This window comes from Psychrilyobacter atlanticus DSM 19335 (assembly GCF_000426625.1).
GTDB lineage: Bacteria > Fusobacteriota > Fusobacteriia > Fusobacteriales > Fusobacteriaceae > Psychrilyobacter > Psychrilyobacter atlanticus.
Genome location: NZ_KE384548.1, coordinates 1,072,429 through 1,097,378 on the forward strand (window position 1 = coordinate 1,072,429; position 24,950 = coordinate 1,097,378).

At 32.8% G+C, this 24,950-nt stretch carries 22 protein-coding genes; 8 read left to right on the top strand and 14 right to left on the bottom strand.

Translation table 11 applies throughout. From position 1 onward, the window contains the following. Positions 1-3: 3 nt before the first annotated feature. The 4 genes from K337_RS0117005 (at position 4) to K337_RS0117020 (ending at position 5,977) form a co-directional block, all read left to right on the top strand. Positions 4-1,758 (top strand): toxin-antitoxin system YwqK family antitoxin, encoded by a 1,755-nt coding sequence (locus K337_RS0117005; RefSeq protein ID WP_028857644.1) that lies wholly within the window; start codon positions 4-6, stop codon positions 1,756-1,758. A 39-nt stretch (positions 1,759-1,797) separates the two neighbouring features. Continuing rightward, complete coding sequence (locus K337_RS0117010; RefSeq protein WP_028857645.1) at positions 1,798-5,019, top strand: hypothetical protein; 3,222 nt, start codon at positions 1,798-1,800, stop codon at positions 5,017-5,019. A gap of 100 nt (positions 5,020-5,119) precedes the next feature. Continuing rightward, positions 5,120-5,719: a hypothetical protein gene (locus K337_RS0117015; RefSeq protein ID WP_028857646.1), complete on the top strand. Its 600-nt coding sequence runs from the start codon at positions 5,120-5,122 to the stop codon at positions 5,717-5,719. Between the two features lie 45 nt (positions 5,720-5,764). After that, entirely contained in the window at positions 5,765-5,977 is a 213-nt protein-coding gene (locus tag K337_RS0117020; RefSeq protein ID WP_028857647.1) for a hypothetical protein, read from the top strand. A gap of 113 nt (positions 5,978-6,090) precedes the next feature. On the opposite strand, the gene K337_RS0117025 is transcribed toward K337_RS0117020, so the two are convergent. From K337_RS0117025 to K337_RS0117085, 12 genes are all read right to left on the bottom strand, one after another. Continuing rightward, positions 6,091-6,384: a hypothetical protein gene (locus K337_RS0117025; RefSeq protein ID WP_028857648.1), complete on the bottom strand. Its 294-nt coding sequence runs from the start codon at positions 6,382-6,384 to the stop codon at positions 6,091-6,093. Between the two features lie 31 nt (positions 6,385-6,415). Beyond that, entirely contained in the window at positions 6,416-7,261 is an 846-nt protein-coding gene (locus K337_RS0117030) for a phosphatase PAP2 family protein (RefSeq protein WP_028857649.1), read from the bottom strand. 24 nt (positions 7,262-7,285) lie between these two features. Continuing rightward, complete coding sequence (locus K337_RS20085) at positions 7,286-7,426, bottom strand: hypothetical protein (RefSeq protein WP_156877419.1); 141 nt, start codon at positions 7,424-7,426, stop codon at positions 7,286-7,288. Between the two features lie 195 nt (positions 7,427-7,621). Next, complete coding sequence (locus K337_RS0117040; RefSeq protein ID WP_028857650.1) at positions 7,622-8,293, bottom strand: response regulator transcription factor; 672 nt, start codon at positions 8,291-8,293, stop codon at positions 7,622-7,624. Positions 8,294-8,308: 15 nt separating this feature from the next. Next, the gene (locus K337_RS0117045) at positions 8,309-9,631 is read right to left on the bottom strand and encodes a sensor histidine kinase (RefSeq protein WP_028857651.1); all 1,323 of its coding nucleotides are present in this window, start codon (positions 9,629-9,631) and stop codon (positions 8,309-8,311) included. Between the two features lie 891 nt (positions 9,632-10,522). After that, complete coding sequence (locus K337_RS0117050; RefSeq protein ID WP_028857652.1) at positions 10,523-11,827, bottom strand: Na+/H+ antiporter family protein; 1,305 nt, start codon at positions 11,825-11,827, stop codon at positions 10,523-10,525. Positions 11,828-12,456: 629 nt separating this feature from the next. Then, on the bottom strand, positions 12,457-12,648 hold the full coding sequence (locus K337_RS0117060; RefSeq protein WP_028857653.1) for a hypothetical protein: 192 nt from the start codon (positions 12,646-12,648) through the stop codon (positions 12,457-12,459). 22 nt (positions 12,649-12,670) lie between these two features. Next, positions 12,671-13,636 carry an ABC transporter ATP-binding protein gene (locus tag K337_RS0117065; protein WP_028857654.1) on the bottom strand — a complete coding sequence of 322 codons (966 nt, stop codon included), beginning with the start codon at positions 13,634-13,636 and terminating at the stop codon, positions 12,671-12,673. Continuing rightward, on the bottom strand, positions 13,636-14,601 hold the full coding sequence (locus tag K337_RS0117070) for an ABC transporter ATP-binding protein (protein ID WP_028857655.1): 966 nt from the start codon (positions 14,599-14,601) through the stop codon (positions 13,636-13,638). Before K337_RS0117070 ends, K337_RS0117065 begins: the two co-directional genes overlap by 1 nt. A 12-nt stretch (positions 14,602-14,613) precedes the next feature. Beyond that, entirely contained in the window at positions 14,614-15,489 is an 876-nt protein-coding gene (locus tag K337_RS0117075) for an ABC transporter permease (RefSeq protein ID WP_051251899.1), read from the bottom strand. A 19-nt stretch (positions 15,490-15,508) separates the two neighbouring features. Next, positions 15,509-16,471, bottom strand: a complete 963-nt coding sequence (locus tag K337_RS0117080) for an ABC transporter permease (protein WP_028857657.1) — start codon at positions 16,469-16,471, stop codon at positions 15,509-15,511. Positions 16,472-16,559: 88 nt separating this feature from the next. After that, positions 16,560-18,254, bottom strand: a complete 1,695-nt coding sequence (locus K337_RS0117085; protein WP_028857658.1) for an ABC transporter substrate-binding protein — start codon at positions 18,252-18,254, stop codon at positions 16,560-16,562. A gap of 653 nt (positions 18,255-18,907) precedes the next feature. On the opposite strand from K337_RS0117085, the gene K337_RS19480 reads away from it, so the two are divergent. Continuing rightward, positions 18,908-20,134, top strand: coding sequence for a pilin (locus K337_RS19480; RefSeq protein WP_028857659.1), 1,227 nt, complete (start codon positions 18,908-18,910; stop codon positions 20,132-20,134). Positions 20,135-20,198: 64 nt separating this feature from the next. On the opposite strand, the gene K337_RS0117095 is transcribed toward K337_RS19480, so the two are convergent. Continuing rightward, the gene (locus tag K337_RS0117095) at positions 20,199-20,615 is read right to left on the bottom strand and encodes a hypothetical protein (protein ID WP_028857660.1); all 417 of its coding nucleotides are present in this window, start codon (positions 20,613-20,615) and stop codon (positions 20,199-20,201) included. 134 nt (positions 20,616-20,749) lie between these two features. Between K337_RS0117095 and K337_RS19485 the strand changes: the two genes are divergently transcribed. Continuing rightward, on the top strand, positions 20,750-21,166 hold the full coding sequence (locus K337_RS19485; RefSeq protein WP_051251901.1) for an FMN-binding protein: 417 nt from the start codon (positions 20,750-20,752) through the stop codon (positions 21,164-21,166). Positions 21,167-22,020: 854 nt separating this feature from the next. Here the strand turns inward: K337_RS19485 and K337_RS0117105 are convergent. Next, complete coding sequence (locus K337_RS0117105) at positions 22,021-22,830, bottom strand: formate/nitrite transporter family protein (RefSeq protein WP_028857661.1); 810 nt, start codon at positions 22,828-22,830, stop codon at positions 22,021-22,023. A gap of 386 nt (positions 22,831-23,216) precedes the next feature. On the opposite strand from K337_RS0117105, the gene K337_RS0117110 reads away from it, so the two are divergent. Together K337_RS0117110 and K337_RS0117115 are read left to right on the top strand one after the other, a co-directional pair. Next, on the top strand, positions 23,217-23,696 hold the full coding sequence (locus tag K337_RS0117110; RefSeq protein ID WP_051251903.1) for a complex I 24 kDa subunit family protein: 480 nt from the start codon (positions 23,217-23,219) through the stop codon (positions 23,694-23,696). Then, positions 23,677-24,945 (top strand): complex I 51 kDa subunit family protein, encoded by a 1,269-nt coding sequence (locus K337_RS0117115; RefSeq protein WP_084140934.1) that lies wholly within the window; start codon positions 23,677-23,679, stop codon positions 24,943-24,945. The genes K337_RS0117110 and K337_RS0117115 overlap by 20 nt, the downstream gene beginning before the upstream one ends. The last annotated feature ends 5 nt before the right edge of the window (positions 24,946-24,950 follow it).

Below are 24,950 nucleotides of genomic sequence, written 5' to 3' on the forward strand. Positions count from 1 at the left end.
AGCATGAAAAAATTATTGATAATAATGTTCTTATGGTCACTTAGTATATTTGGGAAAGTTCATCCCAATATTTCTTTGAAATATCTTCAGGGAAATAAAAAAGATTCCTTTCTTGGAGATATGATAGAAATTGATGATAGTGAACTCCGATTTGAAAAAAGAGATGGCAGGTATAACATCTTTATCTATGACAATACTGGCAGAAAAAGTCCTATAGATTCCTTTGAGGAAGAGAGGGAGATTTTAAGTGTATTTTTCCATGAGATCAGCGGAGATACTCTCAAAGAAATATTTATGATCACCAGATATAAAGATAAATATGAGATCTACTCCTACGGTGTAAGTTACGATCGTTTTTCCTATTTTTTTGGAAGTTTAAACAGGTTAAATAACCTTTTAAATAACCACTTTAAAAACACTAAAAATTTAAATGCTTCTATGGTAAAAAAAGAATTAAAAGGGAAAGTTCCACTAGATTATGGCAGCCTGGAATTTTGGCCGACAGATAAAGACAGTTTCTATAAGGGGATAGATCTTTTAAAAGGAGAATTTTTAGGTTATTATGATCACAGTGGAAATAAGGTGAAATCTTCTGATAAAGCAGATTATTATCTCAGAAGGTACAGGGATAATATTTATGGAAAGTTTGAAAAAGTCGAATCTTTCTCATTGACATCGATATTTGAAGGCCGAGAGACAGATCAGCCTCCATATTATGTGAAACAAGGGAAATATAGATCCTCATATGGTGAGGGCTATGAAGAAGGATCCTATATCGATGATACAAAGCATGGCAACTGGGAAACTATTGAAAGGATGTATCATACCTATGGAAGATATGATATGGGAGAGAAAACTGGACAGTGGTGGCTCAATGGCTATAAGGGAAAATTCGTCAATGACTTAAAAGAAGGACTGTGGATAAGGGAAGGTGGCACAGAGGAAGAACTCTATGCAGAAGGAAAATTAAAGGAAAGTCGGACCTACGATCAGGAGAGTAAGGAATTGACAGAAGAAACTATCTATAATGGAAATGGAAGCTATATAACCAAGGAATATTTAGGCCCCGCAGTCATAAAAAAAAGTACCAGAAGCAGTGAAGGAAAATATAGAATAGAGGAATATAACCCCAATGGAAAACTGATTTATCTGACGAAAAATGACGGTGCAAGGATAAAAATAGATTCCTATAAACACAGTCAGCCTAAAAGTCTTTATGAATCCACTGAATGGGATAATCTGGAGTATTTGGGGGAATTAAAAGGTTATGGACAGATAGCTTTTTCCCATGCCTATCTCCTGAAAAATAGTGAAAACGTCAATGCTTATAGAGCAAGAATCTATAAAAAAAATCTGGGGGAAAAAGAGATTTTCTTTATGGCAGTAAAAAAAGATAGAAGCAGATATTATTGGATCCGTGAAATTTTTGAAGGTCATATGACAGAGGGAAAATTCCCTTCTAACATTGTAAGGGAAGGGAAAAACGAATTATTTACCCGTGGAGAAAACATTATAGAAACCGGTAATTATAAAAACAATAAATTAAGTGGAGCAATGCTGAACTACAGCTCCGGCAGGGTCTATCAGGAGATAAATTTTGACCAGGGAAAATGGCACGGAACATATAAAGAATATGATCAGGATGGAAATTTGATAGCACACTCTAAATATGAGATGGGTAAAAAAGTAGAAGAAATTAAAGACATCGATATAGACGCTGCCGTCAATGAATTTTTTAGAAATTTGATTTATGAATAAAGACAGTCTAGATAAAATAAACTATAAAGCGGGGGAAAAATGAACCAATTTGACAAATCAATAAAAATAAAAATAGAATTAGGCAATATAGAATCTATTAGAGCTGGACTACAAGAATATCAGTTATTACTTCAAAATAAAAAAGCATTTGTTAATAGACAGTTTAATGTAGAGTTCGTTAAGATTATAGGAGATAAATATTTAAGACTTCAAATAGGAGATACTAAAAATATAAAATTTTTAAAAGAATCTTTGGATCTAGGACAAGAAGGGGGATCTCACCTTTATCCTGACTTCATAGAAGAAGATGAGGAATCATATGTATCGGAACCAATATTTATTTCTATAGCTCTTGAATATCCAGAACTAAAAGATGAAGTTGTCCGTACAGCAGAAGCTATTGTAGATTATAGTCGCTATATGAACGATACCAGCCATATGTGGGTAGATGATATGAGGGTCTTTGGTATTGAAGCTCTCTATATTCTAGCTCGAACCGATATTAAATATGCATATTTAGTATCTCAGTTTTTTATCTCTTATTGGGATGATGAACACGCCACAGGTTATGAGGGATACCTCTTTAGCTTATTAGAGCGTTATGGTTGGAGACGTGATTTAATCAAAGCATATATATATTGTGATAATCAGCAGTTTCGTTATGGAATGATACGTATAGAAACATGGCCATGGGATGATAATGAATATACTGTTAAAGAATGCGAATCCCTCGGCAAATACCTTAAAGAAAACCTAGATGAGTATGAATGGTTTAAAAATGAGATTTTTAGACGTTTTGAAACTACTCCAATGATATTTAATTCTGATTATGATCTAGATGAGTTAAATCCAGTGGTAGAATTATTTTCTACTTTATCTTCTTCAATGGAAGACTATGAAACAGGTTATGAAGACACCAGAGACAGATTATATAAACATTTTATCTTTGATACTTTAGAGAATGAAGCTATGGATCTTCAAGATAAAATAGCTGAAAAGGTAGAGAAACCATTAGTGTGCTATTCAGAAAATGATACAAAAGAAAACGAGGAACAACTTATTCTAGAGAAGCACTCTAGGCAATCTTTAAGTGAAGACTTTAATGATCTTAAAGTTTTTATATTGGCATTTCCAAATGGAGATGCATTATGGAATTATATTGAAACTGGGAAAAATGAAGGTAGTCTAACTACACTAAAAGAAATAAATTTGTTTTCTTTAGCGAAAGAGAAGGCTCCAGGTTTCTATCTTCAAATAAAATGGATGATTAATAATTTTGATGGTTATACAAACCATGAAATTGCTGAGGAGTTGGAAGAACTTTTATCAGGCGTGGCAGCTTACCTTCTAGATGAGGAGAGCAAAGAAGTTATACATGAAAATGGCATGATCACTGAAATTACAATAAGGTCTGAAAAGTCAGAAAATATATCTCAGGGAAAAAATCAGTTTCTACGTATCCTGGATGTATTTTATAGATCACTGGGAGAAATTACACTCACTTCTATGTATGAGTTCTTAACTGAAGAAGATACTTCTATAATTAGCCATAAAGAATTTTATAAACGATTCAGCCCAAACTCGCAAATTGACGACAACCAAGAGGACTCAAGGAAGTTACTTGAGCAGAGAAAATTACTTCACATTAAGTTTAGTGGTGAATTAGAGCGTGGGGCATTTTCCTTTGCTGATAAAGTTTTAGAGTTAGATCGGGATGCGTATGATTGTTCAAGCTGGGATAGAAAAGATATAGGTTCTATTTGTCTGGCAGCTTATATGCTTCATAGGGATAGCGAGCAATTTATTTATGACAATTATACCAAGGGATTAATAAACTATATGGAAGAGGGCCCTTGGGAGATTATTTTTAAAGATCTCTTAGAATATCTAGATGAAAAAAAGATCAGTGCAGAGGAAAAAGAGAAGATTCAAAACTTCTTTACTTCTCCAGTACAAATGACAATTAATCAAGAGGATATTCTCAATATATTAAAAAAATCTCTCTATCGTGAGGAATGTTTTCGTGGAGATTTAACCTTCAATAAATTTAGCCAGCATCAGCCGTCCTATTCAGTATTTCGTTTTAGAGATCGTTTTCAACCTGCTATTTTATCTTTATTTTATTTACATAATCTAAGGTCCCCTTTGGGTATGCAGGCTAATCGTATCTGGAAGCTTCTAGTGGCGTTAGCTCCTCAACGAGTTATCCGCCTAGTATCAAAACCTTTTTCAGAGGAGTATCATACTACAACTTTTTCTGATATGGATAAGGAAGATAAATTTTATAGTTCTATAGAGCGTGCTAAAATTCCTAAGGAACAAATATATGCTTTTCAAATGGTTCAAAACCAAGATACACATAAAATTAGTAATCCATGTGAAGTAAAAGAATACCTACAATGGCTAGATCTGTACAATGAAATTGATGATGAAGATTGTGGAATGATAGGTGCCGCTCGAAAAAATAAAGCTATAGCTCTTGAAAAAGGATTATATTATATAAACGAAGCAAATCGTATCCGATTTTTTCATGATCTTTCTCTACGCCATCCACGTTTTGTATTTAAGCAAGATGAAACTTTTTCCCGTTGTTTAAAGATTTTTATACAATTAAATTGGATGGGGGATAATATAGTTGAACTGGTTAATTTTCATGAAGATTTATTAGCTTATATTTTAGACGGCGGGGATTACCTAAAAATCTCCAATAACTTTAAAAAATATATTAGGACGTCATCTCTGAGTGTCGGTTCAGATGAACATACCATGAGCTCTTTAGGTCAATTTTTCTGGTTACTGAGTGAAGAATCCCAAGGTCGTTTGGCAACTTTATTACTTAATCACAGTACAAGATGCTTTAAAATCTTAGAACATGGTTTATTTTTATCTTATCAAGATATCCAGATAAGGGAAGGAAAGATGACTCTTGAAGATCGTTTAGCAACTTCCATTGAAGGGATTTTTGATGAAGAACTAACAGATTTAAAGAATGAACTTTATACACACTTATACAATAGAGTACGACCTTTAAATATTGAATCGAAAAAAATATTACACTTTGCCATAAGATCCAATACACTGTCATTTAATAATTATTTGTTAGAATTGGCACGTTCACAAGAACTTAATGAGTTGATAGGAGACCTCGACACTGAGGACTCTATCTATTTAATCAACCTATTCAAAGTTCAAAATGATGCCGAAAAACTGCTGGTTCCTTTTAAGAATAGTAAATTTAGAAAAATCCGTGACTTGATATAAAAACTAAGAATAGTTAAAGTTTGAATAAATGTAATCTACAAAATTGGAAACTATATAGATATGAATATAGAAAAAATAGAAGGGATAGGAGAATCAAATAATGAAGAAAATTATATTAATTATTATAATATTTTTAGGGTTTAATAATATTATTTTAGCAGACAGCCCTATAACTTCTACTAACTTTAGTGAAGCTTATGAAGACATTTTTATAGTTCAAAGGGCGTCAGAAGCTACATATTTGACAGAAGAATTAATAGAATATCTGGATAACCCTAATAATCCTATAGATGTAAAAGTCGCACTAATCAATGAATTGGGATGGGACAATGAAAATCAAGATAATTATAGTTTATTTTTTAAATATCTTATGATGAAATATCATTATAAAGATTTTAATGAGCTAGTTTCTAAAGCTTCGGGAGATATACTTATTTCACTGGCTTATTTAAAAGCTATGGATGATTATTTCAATGTCAAAAGTTCCGCTTTATTAGCAGAAATTGCAGTAAAGAAAAAAGAATATAGTTACACTATAAATATTATTTATGGATTAATAATGGGTCAAAAGTTCATGGATGAAGACTGGAGTAAGATTAATCTAATAACAAGTTCTGTAGATAAAAATAGACATTTAAAGAGAGATATGAGAGAGGATGCTATTAAAATTATTTTTAAATACATGAATATATATAATTAATTCAGTTGCAGCATATAGAAAAAAATTTAATAAAGGGGGTTAAGAATGGGAAAAATAATAGTAATACTATTTCTAATAGCGTTAATAGGAGGTTATCTCTGCTTGTCAGCTTATAAGAATGATGATAAATTCTTTAATTTACCCCACCAGAAAAGAACAGTGGATATTTTTGGAAGGAAAGTAGCCAGATTATTTTACTTTGGATTTGGATTTGCCATAATTGTTGTTACTTCAATATTTATTGTTAAGATAGCGTAAAATATTTGATGTTTACGCCTAAATCTTAATTATTAAACTAGTCAGGCTTTTAGAATATTTCTTCTAAAAGCCTGACTAGTTTTAATATTATGATTCTCTTCCTGTATCTATATTTAATCCCCCTCCCACGTAATTAAACTCCCTCCGATAAAATGTCTTATGAGATTAAAAAAATTACGGAGATATAAAGGAAGGGGAGCTAGCTCCACTTCATAAAATTTATATTTTTGATTTTCAACTATTCCTAGATCGATATTTGAAAGTTCCAACTCTTTCTCTATATGGCCAACAATACTTTTCCCAGAAATATTTTCACGTAAGATGACTATTTTTTTTATAAAAAAACCGCCTCTGAAGCAGAGTAATTTTAAACTTTCTTTTTTATTTAAAATAGCATATCCCGTCATAATTTTATCTCCTTTTCTGTAAATTTTCTAATTAATTTGTATTCATAGAAGAAAGGTTCTTTTCCTTGTTTATCTCATATATTGTCTTGGCAACCAAAACTCCTAAAAATGCAGCTGAGATCATATCACTCAACCAATGTCTTGTCCCGTATATACGGGCTCCACTCAAGACTACAGAATAAACTATGGCCAAGCTTCTGATCACTTTATTTTTATATCCATAATAAAATGAAAACGCTACCGCTACAGATACAATTCCATGTCCCGAAGGAAGACTGGCACTGGAACTATGAAATGGATTTACACTTCCATTCCCGTTAAACCATGAAGCCCAGTTAAAAAACTGATATGGGAGCATATTGACATCCGGCCTCAACCTGGAAATTATATATTTTAATAAATTTACTAATATTCCAGAGGCTATGACGCTGACCACTGCATTTTTGGAAACCTTTATTAATTTTTTATTTCCCAGCAGACTTCCTATCAAAAGAATTACTACCACTGAAGCTCCTGCTACATCTCCATCCCCCTGATCAGCCAAGAATCTTTCATATTTTGAATATTTTTCCTTGTTTATATTTTCTACTTTTATTTTCTTTTTTAACTCAGCTATCTCCTCCGAACTGGCAGTTCTTGCTCCATTTTCTATTCCCTCTAGAGTTTTAGCATAATATTTATTGGAAAACTTACTGGCTACAGGAAGATCCAAATAAACTATACTAAATACAGTTAATATTATTCCTATTATCGCTGCCTTTTTGTATTTTATAAGATTTTTATAAAATGCCCCTATAAAACCTTTCAAATAACCTTCCCTTAAAATTTCCAATGCTATTAGGATTATTATTATTACCATCAATGTTTCTTTATTCATAACCTCTCTCCTTTATAGATATATTTAATAATACATCTTATGTTTTTTATACCTCATCATAATTTTAAAAACCATATCCATAAATCCTTCTACAGATCCCTTGAGATACCCCTTTAAATAACCCTCTCCTAAAACTTTTATCCCCATAAAAAATTTCTTACTCATAGACCTCACCCTCTCACTTTTTAATTTTTTCTATACGGTATAGGTGCCTTATTCCCGTCCTAAAATTTTTAGTATATTTTTTTCTTATCCTAACCTCTTAAAAAACAAATTTTTAACAAGCTGTCTTAGAATATAAATTATAGTAACCTGCATTAATGAAAGTTTGATGAAAAATTTATATTTTTTATCTTTTATCTATTTCTTATTATCTTTAAAGATATACCCGACGCCCCTTATAGATGAGATCAATGGTCTTTCTAATTTTAATTTTTTTCTCATATTCTTTATACAGGCATCCACAATACTCAGGTTCCCTTCAAAGTCATATCCCCATACAGATTCTACAATTTTTTCTCTGGACAGAACCATCTCTTTATTCAAGAAAAAATATTCAATTAAGTTATATTCTTTTTTACTCAAAGATACTATTTTCCCTCTGACAGTTATTTCCTTTGAATCTCTCTTCAAACTGATCTCCCCGTATGTTTCAAACCCGTCTGTAAGGTAGTGACTTTTATTTCGCAAGGTTACCCTTATCCTGGCAAAGAGTTCTTCAATTTCAAAGGGTTTAGTGATATAGTCATCAGCTCCTATATCGAGTAACTGTATCTTTGAGATCAGACTATTTTTTGCTGTGAGCACAATTATAGGTATATCAGACTCCTCCCTGATTTTTTTACAGAGATCTTCCCCTGATATATTTGGAATCATAAGATCTAAAAGCATTATATTAAAAAAATTATTTTTCACTTTTTCTAAAGCACTTTTACCCTCAAAGGCCAGCTCCACTTTATACCCTTCTCTTAAAAATTCTATCTCTAAAAACTTACTTATTCTTTTATCATCTTCTACTATTAATATTTTCAATTTTTCCTCCTGATATCACTTGTTAAAATATAGTTTTGAAATAACTCCTGCTCTCTCTTTATTTTTTATCTCTACCTGGAAACCAAGCTGTTTTGAGATCACCTTTACTATAGATAACCCCAGTCCATGACCTTCAATATCATTATTTCGAGATTGATCCTCCCTATAAAATCTGTCAAAGATCCTATTTAAATTTTCTTCCTCAATATGTTCCCCATCATTTGAAATAGATAAAAATCCTGCATTTATTTTAATTTCTACCTTTTTATTGTCTCCATATTTAATGGCGTTTTCTATCAAATTAAGAAGTAATAGCTTTATTAAAACTTTATCTGTGGATATTTCACCGTCTCCCTCTATCACAAGTTCGCTCTCAGGGTATTTGATCAATAATTTCATGTAGATCTCCCTTACTAATTTTTTCAAATCTAGGGTTTCCAATGTTAGTTCTATATCATTCTGGACCAAAAATAATAGTTTTTCAATGAGTTGTGTACTTTCATTGATAGTATTAGATATCACTCCTACATATTCTTTTATAACATCTTTATCCCCATCGTCTATGGCCCATCGTTCCAACATCCCTGTATAACCCTTCATCACTGTAAGGGGAGTTTTCATCTCATGGGATGCACTGTGGATAAAATCCATCTGCTGGTTTTTTTGATCATTTAATCTTATGAGCATATTGTTGGTGGCATTGATTATATTTTTATTCTCCTCATAATAACTATCCTTACTTTCTATCAGTTTAAAACTTTCTCCGTATATGTCCAGGCTATTAAATTCTTCTTCTATATTTTTAATCTGAGAGATCATATGTTTATAAAAATATTTATAAAGAAATAAAACTGTCAGATTCAATAAGATAAAAACCACTGTAAATATTAAAAATATATCCACAACAAATTCAATATTATCCTCTAAATTTTTAACGACAGTTACCTGAACTGAGTTGTTCTCCTCATCATAGATAACATCGTTATAGATATAATATTTATAAAGTCCATAAATGGTCACCTTATCCCTTGCAGGAAGATCCTCGAAGACTGTATCTCCTTTTTTTAAATTAAAATCCTTATTTTTTATAATGATGGAAAGGTTTTTAAATCCTGGGACTTCACCCAATGCATCTTCAACCTTTTCCCTCAAATCCAATTCATCCGGATCAGATATCTCTTTTTTTAAAAAATCAACTATAATCTGAACTTCTTTTTTCCCATTTTTTTTGCTGTGGTTCCAGCTGAACATGGTTATCTGAATAAATACAGCTAAGATCACTGCTATAATTATAAAATATGATTTTTTCAAATCTTTGCTTATATATTTTTTTTTCATCCTCTTCCCCCGCTTTTTCCTATCTATAATTAATAATTATTGAACTTTTTTATAATTTAATTCTTTTCCTTCTACTAAGATACTACCATTTAATGAAAGTTTGAAGAAAAAATAAATTATTCTCTACCTTATTCAATCATTATTTTTATCATCCTTCCTCTTAACATATAATTTTTATCATTTAATTTTTGTTTAAGATTGTTAAAAATCAAAATCCTTACACTGAGCTCACTAAGGAAAAACTCGAAAGTGCACTAAGAGAACCTTCTTCTTTTTACCCTTGACGCAGACTAGGTTCTGACTTTAACCAATCCATAGCACACAGATCTCTCTCGAGACTATCCGATATGGGCATCACCAATATCTCTACTCGCAAGGGGTATCACCAAAATGCTATTAGTTTACTATATAAACATAGGATTTTGAGATAAAGTTTATTCCATAAACTAAGAATATTGTGGACACAGAAGCCCCTTTGAATTACACAGATTAAAACATTTTTTATTGGTTAGAATCTTAAAGCGAAGTTTATAGTCGTTCCGCTCCATCAGTATTGTTTCTACAACAACGATCGTGTATTACTTATTAAGACAATTATAAACTTCCGGCTCTTTTTGGATACTTATTTCTAGCTGCAGAGAAAAAGTATCTCGCTCCTTTAGGAGTGAAATAGTCTTTTTATTATGAACCCGTATCAAAGACGGAAACTTTGGGACCTTATTTTTGACACAGATCTAAAAATCTCAACGTAGAGATCACAGAGATTCACTGAGGATTTCTTTCTTATCTTTTGATTCCAAAATTTATAGTCATTCAAAAATGTAAAAAGGCACTCCTAAGAGTGCCTTTTTATACTAAAACTTCATTGATTTTTCCTTTAAAATTCACACACTAAAATACCATTGCTCCAATTACACCAAATATTACAAGGGGTATATTAAAGTGCAGGAAAGTCGGGACACATGTATCCCAGATATGATCATGCTGGTTATCTGCATTAAGACCGGCAGTAGGACCTAATGTACTATCGGAAGCAGGAGATCCTGCATCACCAAGTGCTGCTGCTGTCCCTATAAGTATAGCAGTTGCAAGGGGGCTAAATCCTAATTTTAAACAGAGAGGTACATAGATAACTGCAATAATAGGGATTGTACCAAAGGAAGTTCCGATTCCCATGGTGATGATCAGCCCCAGGATAATCATTATAAGGGAAGCAAAAAATTTACTTTCTCCTACAATTCCTGCTGTCACGTCAACCAAGGCCTGTACTCCTCCAGTTTCTCTGATTACCGCTCCATAACCTGAGGCAACCAGCATCACAAATGCAATAAATCCCATCATATGTATCCCATTGTTGGTTATATCATTGAGACTCTTCCACTTTATCGCCCCAAAGGTTACCATGATTCCCAAACCTACAATTGCACCTAGAGGAAGCGAACCTATCGTTAATTGAATAACCAAGGCTGTCCCTGCTCCAACTAAGGCAGCAAAATGTGATCTTGTAAATTTAATATCTTCATCTTCACTAAGATCAGGTTCAGTAAATTCGACCTCTTCGTATTCCCGGGGTTTTCGATAACTGATAAATATTGCAACCAAAACACCAACTATCATTCCTATAGCCGGGAATGCCATCCCTTTCCAGATTATTGATTTAGAAATCTCCATTCCATTTGCCGTCATCTGATCAGCAATAATCCCGTGAAAGATCAGTCCAAATCCTACTGGCAGAGCAATATAAGGGGTTTTAAGACCAAAGGTAAGAGCACAAGCTACTCCCCTTCTATCAATTTTTAATATATTCATAATTTTTAATAATGAAGGTATAAGAATTGGTATAAAAGCAATATGAACCGGTATAAGATTCTGGGATAAGCAGCTGATGGCTGCAATAATAATTAGCAACACATATCTTTTCCCTTTTATTGTCTTGGCAATTTTTTTAGATAATAGCGTAGCCAGTCCGGTCTCATGAATTGCTGTAGCCAAAGCTCCAAGCAAGATATAACTCAGTGCAGTTTCAGCGTTTCCTCCCATCCCTCCTACTAAAATATTCATAACTTCATTTAGAGGGATACCCGATAGAATCCCTCCAAATAATGCAGCTATAATGAGAGATAATATGACATTCAGGTTCAATAGACATAAAACACTCATCAAGATAACTGATAATAAAACTGGGTTTGTTAACATAAAATTTGTTCCTCCTTTTTTCTTTGCTTCCATATGGTAACATAAAGATAATATAGATATACCATATATCTGCTACATGAAATGATATACTATTACCTAAAAAAATACAACCTTAAAGCAAATTTTTAAGCCAAACCTCTACACTAAGCTCACAAAGAAAAAGAAGAGAGTACACTAAGAAGATCTTTTTTTACCACTAATCTATATTAATTTATCAGAAGTTAAACCTATCAACTCAGAGATTAGATTAGAGTTTCTCAGTGCACTATTTTTTCTCGGTAAACCTCCGTGTCCAAGGTTTAAATCTGTGATCATCAGAGAATCTTCCGTGTTCACAAAATCCTATGTTTACAGAGTAAACTACTAGCATTTTGGTGATGCCCACATCGGGTAGTGCAATAACATGAGTGATATCCTTAAAGCTCAAACTATAACCTAGTTTATCTATTGGTACTATTGAGATTTAGAGGCAAGAAATAGATTTGTCCATGAGAAACACTAAAGGTCCACCTCATGAACTAATCGTCCATCTGGTGGACCTTTTTAAGCTTTAAAAAGGTATTAAATTACAGTAAAAAATCCTCCCAAAGAGACAACTTGTCTCCTCAACAGACGTTTCTATTAATATTTTAGTAGAAAAAATAAAATAATGCAGCCATACCCAAAAGTCCCGCTATAAGTATAAATAATAGGGGAACTGTTTTTTTATAAAGATTCATTACTAAAAAGAATATCTCCTTATTTGTAATAGTTTCCCTGTTAAAATCTATATTTTTCTTTTCTCCATCAGTGAATTCACTATATTTTTTTAATTTTTTCATATCATTCCCTTATTTTTAAAAATTAATCTGTCTTATAACAGGCTATAAAATGTCCATCTCTAACTTCAACCATAACAGATTCTGTGTCTCTCTTCTTTGGATCTCTGTCATCGATCTTATAACCAGCTGGTATCTTTACCCATTCTGGTGTTTTTTCACTTGTATAGTTCTTTGTATTCTTTCTTGGATGGGACTTAGGTATGGCAGATAATAATTTTTTCGTATAAAAATGAACTGGTGATTCAAATAATTTATTTGTTTCTGCTAATTCCACTATCCTTCCAAAATACATTACTGCTATCCTATCAGAGATATGTTTTACAACTGATAGATCGTGGGTTATAAAAAGATATGTAAGCTCCTCTTCTTTTTGAAGGTCCTTCAACAAATTTATTACTTTTGCTTGTACCGAAACATCCAGGGCTGATACAGATTCATCACAGACAATAAATTTTGGATTTAGAGCTAATGCCCTAGCAATTCCAATCCTTTGTCTTTGTCCACCACTAAATTCATGGGGATATCTAGTCAAATGGTTGGGATCTACCCCACATCTACTGGCCGTTCCTCTTATATGATCATATAATTCATTCTTTTTCTTCATCTTATGAAATTTTACAGCTTCTCCAATGGTCTGTTCTACAGTCAATCTTGGGTTCAATGAAGAATAAGGATCTTGAAAAATTATTTGCATCTCCTTTCTGAGTTCATTCATCTTTCCCTTACTTGCATCGTGAATATTTGTCCCATTATAAAAAACTTCTCCACCACTTTTTTCATATAGGTTCATAAGTGTTCTTCCAAGGGTAGATTTTCCACATCCAGATTCTCCTACAAGTCCTAGAGTTTCCCCTTTTTTTATATTGAATGAAACTCCATCTACAGCTTTTACATGATCTACAGTTCTTCTCAATACACCTTTTTTTATCGGGTAGTATTTTTTTAAATCCTGTACTTCTATTAAGTTTACTCCTAAATTCTCATTCATTAATCAACCTCTTTTTTTAGATGGACTCTCAGCTCTCTATTTTCTAGTGTTATCATCTGGGTATCATCCTCATAATAAATTTCATCTGTAATTTCATAGTTTCCACCTCTATCAATTGCTATAGGATGTCCGATTTTCTCTGGCATAGAATACAGTTCATCACTGTCAGTATCTATACTCGGCATAGAATTCATAAGCCCAACTGTATATGGATGGATAGGATTATCAAATAGATCATCGATTGTAGCTATTTCCATAACTCTTCCTCTATACATAACTACTACCCTATCTGCTACTTCTGCGATTACTCCTAGATCGTGAGTTATAAATATAGTAGAAGTTTTAAACTCCTCCTTTATATCCTTTAATAATTTTAGGATCTCTGCCTGAATGGTAACGTCTAGAGCTGTAGTGGGTTCATCTGCAATAAGTAGTTTTGGTTCACACAAAAGTGCCATAGCTATTACTACCCTCTGCCTTTGTCCCCCACTCAAATTATGTGGATATCCATTATAAACTCTTTCTGGTCCTGCTATTCCTACTTTTTCCAGCATTCCTATGGCTTTTGCTTTGGCATCTTTTTTTGATAATTTTTGATGAAAAAATAGTACCTCTGTAAGCTGATCTCCAATAGTTAATACAGGATTTAGAGATGTCATAGGCTCTTGAAAGATAACTGACATATCACTTCCCCTCATATTTCTCAACTTATCAGGATCCATAGAAAATAAATTATCTCCTTGAAATCTTATCTCTCCTCCTTCTACAAACCCTGGAGGCATAGGAACAATCCCCATTATTGCCATGGTGGTAACACTTTTTCCACTTCCAGATTCACCTACTATTCCTAGAGTTTCACCTTCATACATATCAAAACTAACACCATCTACAGCTTTTACTATAGATTTATCCTCTTCTAGTCTAAAATAAAACTTTAAATCATCTATTTCTAATATTTTTTTCATGAATCAACCTCATTATTTGGATTTTGGATCAAGAGCATATCTTAGACCTGCTCCTACTAAATTAAAGCACATTACTGTAATAAATATAGCTACTCCTGGAGTCATCCATATCCACCAATAATTCTGAATTGTGTAGATTGACCTAGCTCCATTTATCATATTGCCCCATGTAGCTGCTGTAGGAGAAACTAATCCTAAGAAGGATAACATTGACTCACTTAATATTGCCCCTGCCATTCCCAATGTAATCGAAATAATTAGATATGATATTGTATTAGGTACCAAATGTACAAATATTTTTCTGGCATCGCTAAGTCCCAATGCCTTTGTAGCCAACATAAATTCTTGTTCCCGGAGGGTTAAAAGTTGTCCCCTTATCTGTCTTGCGATTCCTGTCCATCCAACAATTCCCAAAACCATCATAATCATATAGATATTAGGTCCTGTAATAGCTATCAGAGTAATCAGTAGTACCATTACCGGCAATACATTAATTACCTCGATAATTCTCATGATCGCATTATCTATTGCTCCTCCATAATAACCCGCTGCTCCACCCATTATTATTCCCAATGTAGTAGATATACTCACTGCTACCAGACCTATTGTCAACGAAATTCTACTACCATATAAGAGTCTGATAAAAATATCTCTTCCAGATTCATCGGTTCCCAAAATATGATTTCCTCCTGGTGAAAATGGTGACCCATTTATAAGTACATCCATATCTATATCATCGGGACCTATTCCAAGACCCTTTGATATCAAAGGTGTTAATAATGCAAGAAGTGCAATACACCCCAATAAAATTAGTGCTGCCAGTGCTATTCTATCTCTTTTAAATCTCTTCAGCATAATCGCTAAAGGAGATTTTGATCTATTATCCATCATCTCTCTCCCTTATTATTTAATCTAACTTTACTCTAGGATCTACAATACCATAAACAATGTCCGAGATTAAATATCCCAATAACATCAATGTGGCAAAGAATATATTGCTTGCCATAATAAGGGGGTAGTCTCTAAAGGTTACTGCTCCCAAGGCTATAGTTCCCATTCCAGGCCAGGCAAACATACTCTCGATAATGATACTTCCTCCAAAGAGTCCTCCTAATATTCCTGAAAACATAGTTACTATAGGGATCAATGTATTCCTAAAGGCATGTTTATAAATAACTGTTCTCTGAGGAAGTCCTTTGGCTCTGGCTGTTCTTACATAGTCTTGACTGAGTACATTTAACATAAATGATCTGACAAACATAACCATCCCTGCTATTCCAGTACTTACCATAACGATAAGAGGTAGAGCTGCATGACGTAGGAGGTCAAAGAAATATGCCACTCCTGTGAATCCTGCTCCAGGTGTTACCATCCCAGAAAATGGAAATAACCCAAAATCCATAGCTAATTTTTTTATTACCAACAATGCTATAAAAAATGATGGACATGATATTCCTGCTAAAGTTATTAACCCGATGGCCTTGTCGATATGTGTATTATGTTTCACAGCTGAAATAACCCCCAATGGTATAGCAATCATATTTGATATTATAATTGCTGGAACTGCCAGGGTAAAACTGTTCCACATATAGGTCTTTATAACTTCTACAGTTGGTTTACTGTACTGGATTGAGTACCCCATATCTCCATGGAGTGCTGCCCATAGCCAATAAAAATATCTCTTATATACCGGCTGGTCTAATCCATATTGTGCCCGCAATTTTGCCATCATTGCGTCGGTCATATTTGGATCCATCTGACTTCCCACAGGATCCCCAGGTGCAAATGCAAATATTGTATATATCATAGCTGACATGACAAACAATACAAATACTGATACTATGACTCTTCTAATTATGTACTTTAACATCTTCTCCCCCAATGTTTAAATTTATTCTCTGATAGAGGGGATCGAAAAAATCTCCCCTATCAATATTATTTTTAAGTAGTATAAAGTTCTATCTTTCGAGTTTAACTGTATTATCCATAACTGCCTCTCCAATAGTCATGTCGTTCATATAATCCAGTCCGCTTATCCTTTTGTTGATTCCCTCTACCCCTGTAGGACTTACCAAGAAGATATACGGCAGATCCTCATTTATTTGCTTTATAAGTTTGTCGTAGATTGGAGCTCTCTCTTCAGGATTATTTTTAGCTAGTCCTTCCACAGACAATTCATCTACAATACTATTGGAATACCCCACAAAGTTATTAGATCCACCTGTTTTAAAGGTATTAGATTGATCTGGATCTGCAATTGTAGACCACGCTAACATTATGGTGTCAAATTTAGGTTCTTTACTATCGATGTCTTTAACCATGGCATTGAAATCCACCAACTGAATATCTACATCTACACCAATCTCTTTCCAGTTTTGTTTTATTAGAGCTATCAATGTTTTACCAGTAGAACTTTGTCCTGATGATGCTGCTGTTTCAAGAACAAATGCTAACTTTTCCCCGTCCTTATATCTAAATCCATCATTTCCTGTCTTCCACCCATCATCTTCCAACATCTTCTTAGCCTTTTCAGGATTATAAGCATAGTCATTTACGTTTTTAGAGCTGGCCCAATGCTGGGGAACTAAAGGTTGATTTACTACTTTTGCATAGCCTTCCAAAACTTTATCTGCATAGAGTTCCCTGTTTAACCCATAAGCCAGAGCCTGCCTTACCGACTTATCCTTAAATTTATCCTTTCTCAGGTTAAATCCAATATATGAATATTTGGCTGGTGGAGTATTTTGGAAGTTAACCAGGTTATTTGAGGATGCCAGCTCCTTTTCCTTACTCTTTCTGCCAGGAAGACTTGCTATATCTAGATCTCCAGTTCCTAAAGCTGGAGATACAGAGTCACTAGGGATATATCTGATTACTATTTTTTGAACCTCTGAAGGTCCCTGGTGGAAATCTGTAAACCTATCTAGGACAACATATTCCCCCGGTTTATATTCGGTTAATTTATATGGTCCCGATCCTAATGGAGTTTCATTTTTAGTTAAAAATTCAGTTTTATAATTTTCCGGTTTATCATATTCATAGTAGTGTTTAGGCATTATCCTGGACACAAAGTTATTAAGGGATCTGGCATTGGCTTCTGTCATATTAAAAATAACTGTATATTTATCCGGAGTTTCAATCCCGCTTATATATCTCACTTTCCCATCTGCTACCTCTTGGAACCCCTTTATAGAAGCTGAGGCAAAGGATGACCTTCCATCATACTCAGGTCTTGCATATAGACTGTAGGTAAACTTTACATCTTCAGATGTAAGTTCTACCCCATCTTGAAATTTAACACCCTTTTTTATATGAAAAATATACTGCATTTTCTCGGGTTTATATTCATAATTTTCTACCAGACTTCCAGGCTTAAATTTAAAATCATTTCCATAACTTAACATTGTTTCAAAGATATAGCTATTTACCTTAGAATCATAGGCTGTAGATGATAGAGATGGATTGAACTTTCCCTCAAATTTAGCTGTTATGGCTAAATTAATAGTTCCACCCCTTTTTTTAGCTGGATTTTCAACTTTTTTCTCTATAGCTGTGCTGGAAACTGCCTTTGTCTCACCCTTTGTTTTTTCGTTGTCTTGACCGCATGCAAGTAAGGCTAAGACCATGGTACTTAGTAATAATATTTTTTTCATTTTTACCTCCCTAGTAAAATTCGTTAATTCGAGTTTAGTATATTTTTAAGGTATATCCAAGTTTTTTTATCATTATTTAATTTTAATGTTTAAGATACAAGTTTTTTCTAGATTGAAACCATTTTAAACGCAATAAAAACCCTCAAATTAAGATCACAAAGGAAAGTTTTTTAGTTTTAAAATATTCTTTGGACACAGACTAAAATCTGACTTTTTTCTTTTTGCCACCAATTTACACTAATTTACAAATCTCTACCGCAACAACACAAAAGTTTATATTTTTTTAGTTAAAACCTATCTACCTCTGACGCAGACTAAGGTCTGACTTGTCTTTTGAACCTAATTTCTTTTTCTAGATGTTACTCTACTTCCTAGAATATTTCTCACGAGTTTCGTCGTGCCCATCATGTCCGTCAGACATATACTTTACACTAATCCAAAAATGAATTTATATACTTGTTAACAATTATATGTTAATATATTTGTATAGCATGTGTTATATTTTCCTTTGGAGTTGTTGTAGTGACAATATTATATGACGTAGGCTTTTTTTTATCGAACTAATAATTCAAAAAAAAATAAAGGGAAAAAATAAAAAGAGACGAATTTAATAGATAGGAAAAATTTTAAATTTGAAAAGATAGGGGGAGCTTATGAGAAAGATAAAAAAAGGATTTACAGCATTAGAATTATTAATAGTAGTAGCAATAATAGGAGTCTTAGCAATAACGGTAGTCCCTAAAATAATCAATAGTTTAAATAAAGCAAAGGTAGCAAAGGTAGCTCAAAAACTAGAATTAATCAGATTAAAATTATCATTTGAAGAAACTTTAGCGGAAGTATTCCCGGATTTAGCAAATAATGATGACTATTTAAAAAATAAATTTGATGTAAAATTTACAGAGTCTTTTTCATTTAATGATGAAGGTCATGGAGAAACAGATAATATTGTTATATTCAGAGATAATAAAGGGGGCTGGATATACAATAGGGAAAATGGAGAAGTCTATGCCAACCTGCCCAATGGAGCATATACGTCAGATGTTGACAATGAAATTTGGGGAGGAGAAACAGTGCCTATATCTAAAATAAAATATAGCGATACTCTATCCTATGGAAGATTACAGTTTTTAAATGAAGATGGGGAATGGGAAGATATGATAGATGGAGAAACCTATCCGGCAGATGCAGAGATAGTATACCTTCCAGATTCCGATAGTATTTCAGGCAATACAAATCAAGTAAACATCGGTTCAAATACCGGAGAAACAGTCAGCTTAAGTGATTGGGGAACAGTTAATGGGAATACAGCAGTCTTGGAATCTGACGGGGTAACTATTACGACGACAGTTTCATCTGGAAATTTAGCTACTTTTAATGGGCCAAATAGTCATGTAGGAGCTGGGATAGGAAATGCTTCTAGTAATGGACTAAGTTCTGGTGAAAAACTAAAAATAGATATAGACGGAGAAAACATAAATAAAGTTATCTTTACTCTAGATGGTTTAGGTGGATATTTTGATGTGAATAGCAGGCATGCTACTAAAGTAAAAATTTCTGCCTTTGATGTAGATGGAAAATTAATAGAAACACAAAGTAGTTATAGACAATCAGGTGATTTTTTAGATCAATATTCCTTTGAAATTACTCAACCAGTTTCCTATTTTGAACTAACATCTTCAGGAAGTAATGGTAGTTATGTAGTACAAAATGTAGATCTAATCAGAAGTGCCCAAGATCAGGTTAATTTGACAATTCAAAATCCAGACGGGACAACTGAAGTAATATCCAAGGATATCCTTTTAGACGGAACAAATTCAGATGACATTGTTACTGTAAGGGAAAAACCAAAAGAAGAAGGCGAGGAAGGGGATAGCTAATAAAAAAAAGTTTCACGGAGATTTCTCCGTGAAACTTTTTTTTAGATTTATTTAGCTATAATTTTTAATTCTTAGGAAGTCTGTATACTCCTCTATTTAATCCATCTTGGATTGCAGATCTTATTTTCCCTCCACGAACAGTTGCTCCTGCCATTGGAATATTTTCTGGTGTGTATAGATCAGGCATTGTATCCTTTAAATTTTTCCCTACTAAATGATTTAAAGCAGCGATATACTTATCTTTCTCCTTTTCTAACTTAGAATCTTTCATATAATTTTGACCTTTAAAATTTAACATTCTCATAGATGCTTTTTTTACAATATCATTTTCTAAATCAAATTGTACATTCACTTGAACTTCTCCAATAGAATTACTGTCTCGATCAATAAAATTTCCTCTATAGGTCCCATCTGAATAAGTAGACCCAAAAGTAACCGCTGATACTACGATAAGTGCAATTAAAATAATAATTTTTTTCATTTCTTTCCTCCTAATTTTATTTGTTGTTACGTAACTAAAATAATAATATCATAATTTATTTTGTTTTTCAAACTTTTTGTAGACTTAATCAAATAAAATTTGATATACTATAAAAAAAGAAAAGGAGAGAGAAGATGAAAACTTATAAACTAAAAGATAAAATGTTTGAAATATGTTTGGGGTTATTTTTTTTTATAGGAATCTCTTTGACCATCTGGGATAATTCCTCTAAAGAAAATTTAATTGGAACCAGTAAAGGCTATAAAGGTCCCATAGAAGTAGAAGTTACTTTGAGGGGAGAAAAAATAATAGGTATAAAAATATTGAAAGAAAATGATACAGAAGGAATAAAAGAAAAAGCGTTTCGTGGAATTATAAATGGTGTTATAACAAAACAAAGTATTGCAATTGACAGTATAGCAGGAGCCAGTTATAGTTCTGTTGGTTTAAAAAAAGCTATTTTAAATGCTGTAGAACCTAAGAAAATTTTAAACATAGAGGAGGTACAACCATATTTAGAAGTGACGAGTGATTTTTTTGATAACGATTAAATTTTTTTTAAAAATTATTTTAAAAACATTTAAACTTTTTAACCACTTTCTACGACTAATTAGTATAAGCAAATGAAAATAATATTTTTTTCGTTTCTTTCTTTCCTAAATAAAATAAAAAACTCCTAACTGTACGACTATTACAGATAGGAGTTTTTTATTTTTTTGATTTATAGTTGTAGTGAGAGATTAAATTTTTTACACCTAGCTCATAAAAGAAAAAACAGATAGATTCTAAAGTTTTCGCCTTTGATACGAGCTACTTTTTCTCAATAGCAAGAAAAAGTAGCCAAAAAGTGCCAAACTTTGAAAAATTGTTCTTAAGTAAAATATTAATATACGAGCTTTGAAAGCTACAGTCCTCACTTCGTTGCGGAACTTAATTTGTTGAACGCTCTAGTATATATGAAAGTACAAAGTAAAATCACTTTCAAAGTTGAACAAGACCTTTGGTTCTGATTTTAATTCCTTTTTCTAGATGTTACTCTGCTTCTCAGTAAATATTTTACGAGTTTCGTCGTACCCATTATGTCCGTCAGGCACCCCTCTAAGAAACGGGGATCCACGGTCTCACTCTATAACATCAAATGGTTATTGCTTCGGTTTCTCTTACGAAGAGAAACCATAAAAAGGAAGAGTACGGAATTTTCTTCCTTCTTTTATGGATTTTCACAAACCATGAAATGTGTCAAAGAGACACCAAATTTAGGATATAAGAAAAAGATAGCTTTGCTACCTTTCTCTTAACTTTTTTATTAAAATCAAACCAAAAGATTTCCTCTGTGTATCTCCGTGTCCATTGTTCTTATTTTTTCCTTTCCTCCCAGATAATGAAATTAAAAATTCAAAAATTATTAATTAACAGATGCAGCGACCTTTGAAGTCTCTTTCTTTAAATATAACCAATAATAAATAACAGGTACAAATATTCCACCGGAAAGTACATTCCCAATAGTTACAGGAATATAGTTATTCATGAACATATTTGAAATAGAGATAGTTTCAGGAGAGACCATCCATCCAGCAGTAATAACAAACATATTCGCAACGACATGTTGATAACCAGAAAGAGCAAACATCATTATTGGGAACCAGCAAATCCATAGTTTTCCAGTGACATCTGTAGCAGCAAAGGTCATCCAAATAGCCAAAGCTACTACAACATTACATAAAAATCCACTGGCAACAGCTTGAGCAAATCCTAAATGAACCTTACCTTCAGCGATAGCTACAACTTTGGCAGCCATAGGAGCACTTTTGAATACCCCGGCAACAATAGCAACCCATGCAAGGAAAGCACTCCCTACAAAATTTCCCAGCCAAACTACAATCCAGTTTCTTAAAACATCTTTAAATGATGAATCCCCAGTAATATAAGCTATAAAAGCTAAGTTATTACCAGTAAATAATGACCCTCCTACAAATAAAACCAGCATAAGTCCTACTGGAAATACTGCAGCTCCAAGAAGCTTTGAAAGTCCCGGATCTACATTAGCGCCAAGAGATTGAGTAACAGTAATATAAGCTATAAAACCTAAAGCTATAAATATTCCACCCATAATTCCCAATACAAATATTTTCAATGATTTTGTTTTTGTTTTTTTTATAGCCATTTGTACGACTGCTTCGGCTACCTCCGCTGTGTTTAAAAAAGTTTTCGACATAATTTCCTCCATTTTATTTAATTTTTATGATAGATTAATTCCCCCCATTGATATTTTAGGATTCAATAAAAAATTATTAAATTAAGACCCTAACTAAATTAACCCTACAAGGGGTATATTACTATTTTTATTTTTCTAAGTCAATTTTTTTAGTACTGTTGTATTATTTTATTGTGAAAGAAATATTTTTGTAAAAAAACATTTAATCCAAACTTTATATTTATAAGGTATTTTTTATAAAAATGATGTTTTTTTTTTCACTACCAATAAAAAAAATATTTTTTTACAGACATTTAGTATATAATTAATACAATTAGTATTATTTAAAAACAATTTTAAGGTAAATCAAATTGTTATTTATAGATTTTTAAGGGGGAATATTTAAGGTGGGTAACGAATACATTGATAACATATTATCTAATTTTAATTTTAGTAAGATAGAGCTGCTTCCAATTCTTACTGAGATTCAAAAACAAAATAAAGACAATTACATTTCAGATGATATATCTGATTATGTGGCTGTAAAATTAAAGATGCCAAAAGCCAGGGTCGATGAGGTGATTACATTCTTCTCAGCTATAAACACTAGTAAAAAAGGAAAGTTCGTTTTACAACTATGTGAAAGTACTGTCTGCGGTGTCAAGAAGAAGCATCTGATGGGAGAAGCTATTGAAAAAAAATTAAATATTAAATTAGGAGAAACTACTCCTGATAACTTATTTACATTTGAACACACTCCATGTTTTGGTGCTTGTGATATTGCTCCTGCTATGAGAGTTAATGGTGTAGTTCATGGAAATCTCACAGTTGATAAGATAACAGACCTAATAGATCAACTTTCTAAGGATGGTGGGAACAATAAATAATAAATTTAATATTAAGATGATCAGTGAAAATTTTGGAAAATATAAATATGATGAGATCGATAAATATATAGAGCTCGATGGATTTAGTGGGCTTAAAGTAGCTTTTGAAAAAGGAAAGCAACATGTTATAGATGAATTAAAAATCTCTGGTCTCCGTGGAAGAGGGGGAGCTGCTTTCCCTACCTGGCAAAAATGGAAGGGTGGACTCAATGAATTAGAGCAAGAAACTTTTGTTATATGTAATGCTGACGAAGGGGAACCAGCTACATTTAAAGACAGAGAACTCCTCTCACAAGATCCTTATAAAGTTATTGAAGGACTCACTATTTCCGGATATATGAGAAGTGCTAAAACTGGAACTATATATCTCAGAGAAGAGTATACATATATGAAGCATCAAATAGAAAAGGCTATTGAGTTATCTAGGGAAAGAGGATATTTAGGAAAAAATATCTTAGGAACAGGATTTGATTTTGATATCAGAGTATTTTCTGGAGCTGGAGCTTATGTATGTGGCGAAGGATCTGCTCTTATTGAATCTATGGAAGGAAAAGCAGGGAAACCCAGACTTAAAGCTCCTAGAATTAGTTCTCAAGGATATCTTCAAATGCCAACACAGTCTAATAATGTAGAAAGTTTAGCGGTAGCGGCTACTATTTTAAAGATGGGAGCTTCTAAATATGCTGAATATGGATATGGAGAAAGTGTTGGAACTAAATTAATCAGTATTTGTGGAAATATAAATAAACCTGCTGTATATGAGATACCATTTGGGATTACTCTCAGAGAGATTATCGAAGAGGTAGCTGGCGGCGTTGAAAACAATAAAAAAGTCAAGTTTTTACAACTTGGAGGAGTTTCTGGTCCATTGGTACCGGAAAGTTTGTTAGATACTAGATACACATATGAGGATCTTTGGGATCTAGATCTTGGGATAGGATCTGGTGCTATCTTAGTCGCTGATGAGGATATGTCTGTTATAGAATATATGAAATTAGCTAACGATTTCTTCCACCATGAATCTTGTGGAAAGTGTATTCCTTGCAGGGAAGGGGTCCATGCATATAAAAAAATAATAGATAAATTATTGAATAAAACTGCAAAAAAAAGTGATATAGATTATCTTTTAGAGATTGGAACTTTGATGAATGAAACTTCTTTCTGTGGGCTTGGTCAAACAGCAGCTACTCCTGTTTTAAAAGCTATCAAGTATTTTAAAGATGAACTATATACAGCAACAATTGATTAATAAAA

Excerpts from the sequence above, each read along its gene's own strand:
- K337_RS0117005 (WP_028857644.1), top strand. The coding sequence starts at position 4 with ATGAAAAAATTATTGATAATAATGTTCTTATGGTCACTTAGTATATTT.
- K337_RS0117010 (WP_028857645.1), top strand. The coding sequence starts at position 1,798 with ATGAACCAATTTGACAAATCAATAAAAATAAAAATAGAATTAGGCAAT.
- K337_RS0117015 (WP_028857646.1), top strand. The coding sequence starts at position 5,120 with ATGAAGAAAATTATATTAATTATTATAATATTTTTAGGGTTTAATAAT.
- K337_RS0117020 (WP_028857647.1), top strand. The coding sequence starts at position 5,765 with ATGGGAAAAATAATAGTAATACTATTTCTAATAGCGTTAATAGGAGGT.
- K337_RS0117025 (WP_028857648.1), bottom strand. The coding sequence starts at position 6,384 with ATGACGGGATATGCTATTTTAAATAAAAAAGAAAGTTTAAAATTACTC.
- K337_RS0117030 (WP_028857649.1), bottom strand. The coding sequence starts at position 7,261 with ATGAATAAAGAAACATTGATGGTAATAATAATAATCCTAATAGCATTG.
- K337_RS20085 (WP_156877419.1), bottom strand. The coding sequence starts at position 7,426 with ATGAGTAAGAAATTTTTTATGGGGATAAAAGTTTTAGGAGAGGGTTAT.
- K337_RS0117045 (WP_028857651.1), bottom strand. The coding sequence starts at position 9,631 with ATGAAAAAAAAATATATAAGCAAAGATTTGAAAAAATCATATTTTATA.
- K337_RS0117050 (WP_028857652.1), bottom strand. The coding sequence starts at position 11,827 with ATGTTAACAAACCCAGTTTTATTATCAGTTATCTTGATGAGTGTTTTA.
- K337_RS0117060 (WP_028857653.1), bottom strand. The coding sequence starts at position 12,648 with ATGAAAAAATTAAAAAAATATAGTGAATTCACTGATGGAGAAAAGAAA.
- K337_RS0117065 (WP_028857654.1), bottom strand. The coding sequence starts at position 13,636 with ATGAATGAGAATTTAGGAGTAAACTTAATAGAAGTACAGGATTTAAAA.
- K337_RS0117070 (WP_028857655.1), bottom strand. The coding sequence starts at position 14,601 with ATGAAAAAAATATTAGAAATAGATGATTTAAAGTTTTATTTTAGACTA.
- K337_RS0117075 (WP_051251899.1), bottom strand. The coding sequence starts at position 15,489 with ATGGATAATAGATCAAAATCTCCTTTAGCGATTATGCTGAAGAGATTT.
- K337_RS0117080 (WP_028857657.1), bottom strand. The coding sequence starts at position 16,471 with ATGTTAAAGTACATAATTAGAAGAGTCATAGTATCAGTATTTGTATTG.
- K337_RS0117085 (WP_028857658.1), bottom strand. The coding sequence starts at position 18,254 with ATGAAAAAAATATTATTACTAAGTACCATGGTCTTAGCCTTACTTGCA.
- K337_RS19480 (WP_028857659.1), top strand. The coding sequence starts at position 18,908 with ATGAGAAAGATAAAAAAAGGATTTACAGCATTAGAATTATTAATAGTA.
- K337_RS0117095 (WP_028857660.1), bottom strand. The coding sequence starts at position 20,615 with ATGAAAAAAATTATTATTTTAATTGCACTTATCGTAGTATCAGCGGTT.
- K337_RS19485 (WP_051251901.1), top strand. The coding sequence starts at position 20,750 with ATGAAAACTTATAAACTAAAAGATAAAATGTTTGAAATATGTTTGGGG.
- K337_RS0117105 (WP_028857661.1), bottom strand. The coding sequence starts at position 22,830 with ATGTCGAAAACTTTTTTAAACACAGCGGAGGTAGCCGAAGCAGTCGTA.
- K337_RS0117115 (WP_084140934.1), top strand. The coding sequence starts at position 23,677 with ATGGTGGGAACAATAAATAATAAATTTAATATTAAGATGATCAGTGAA.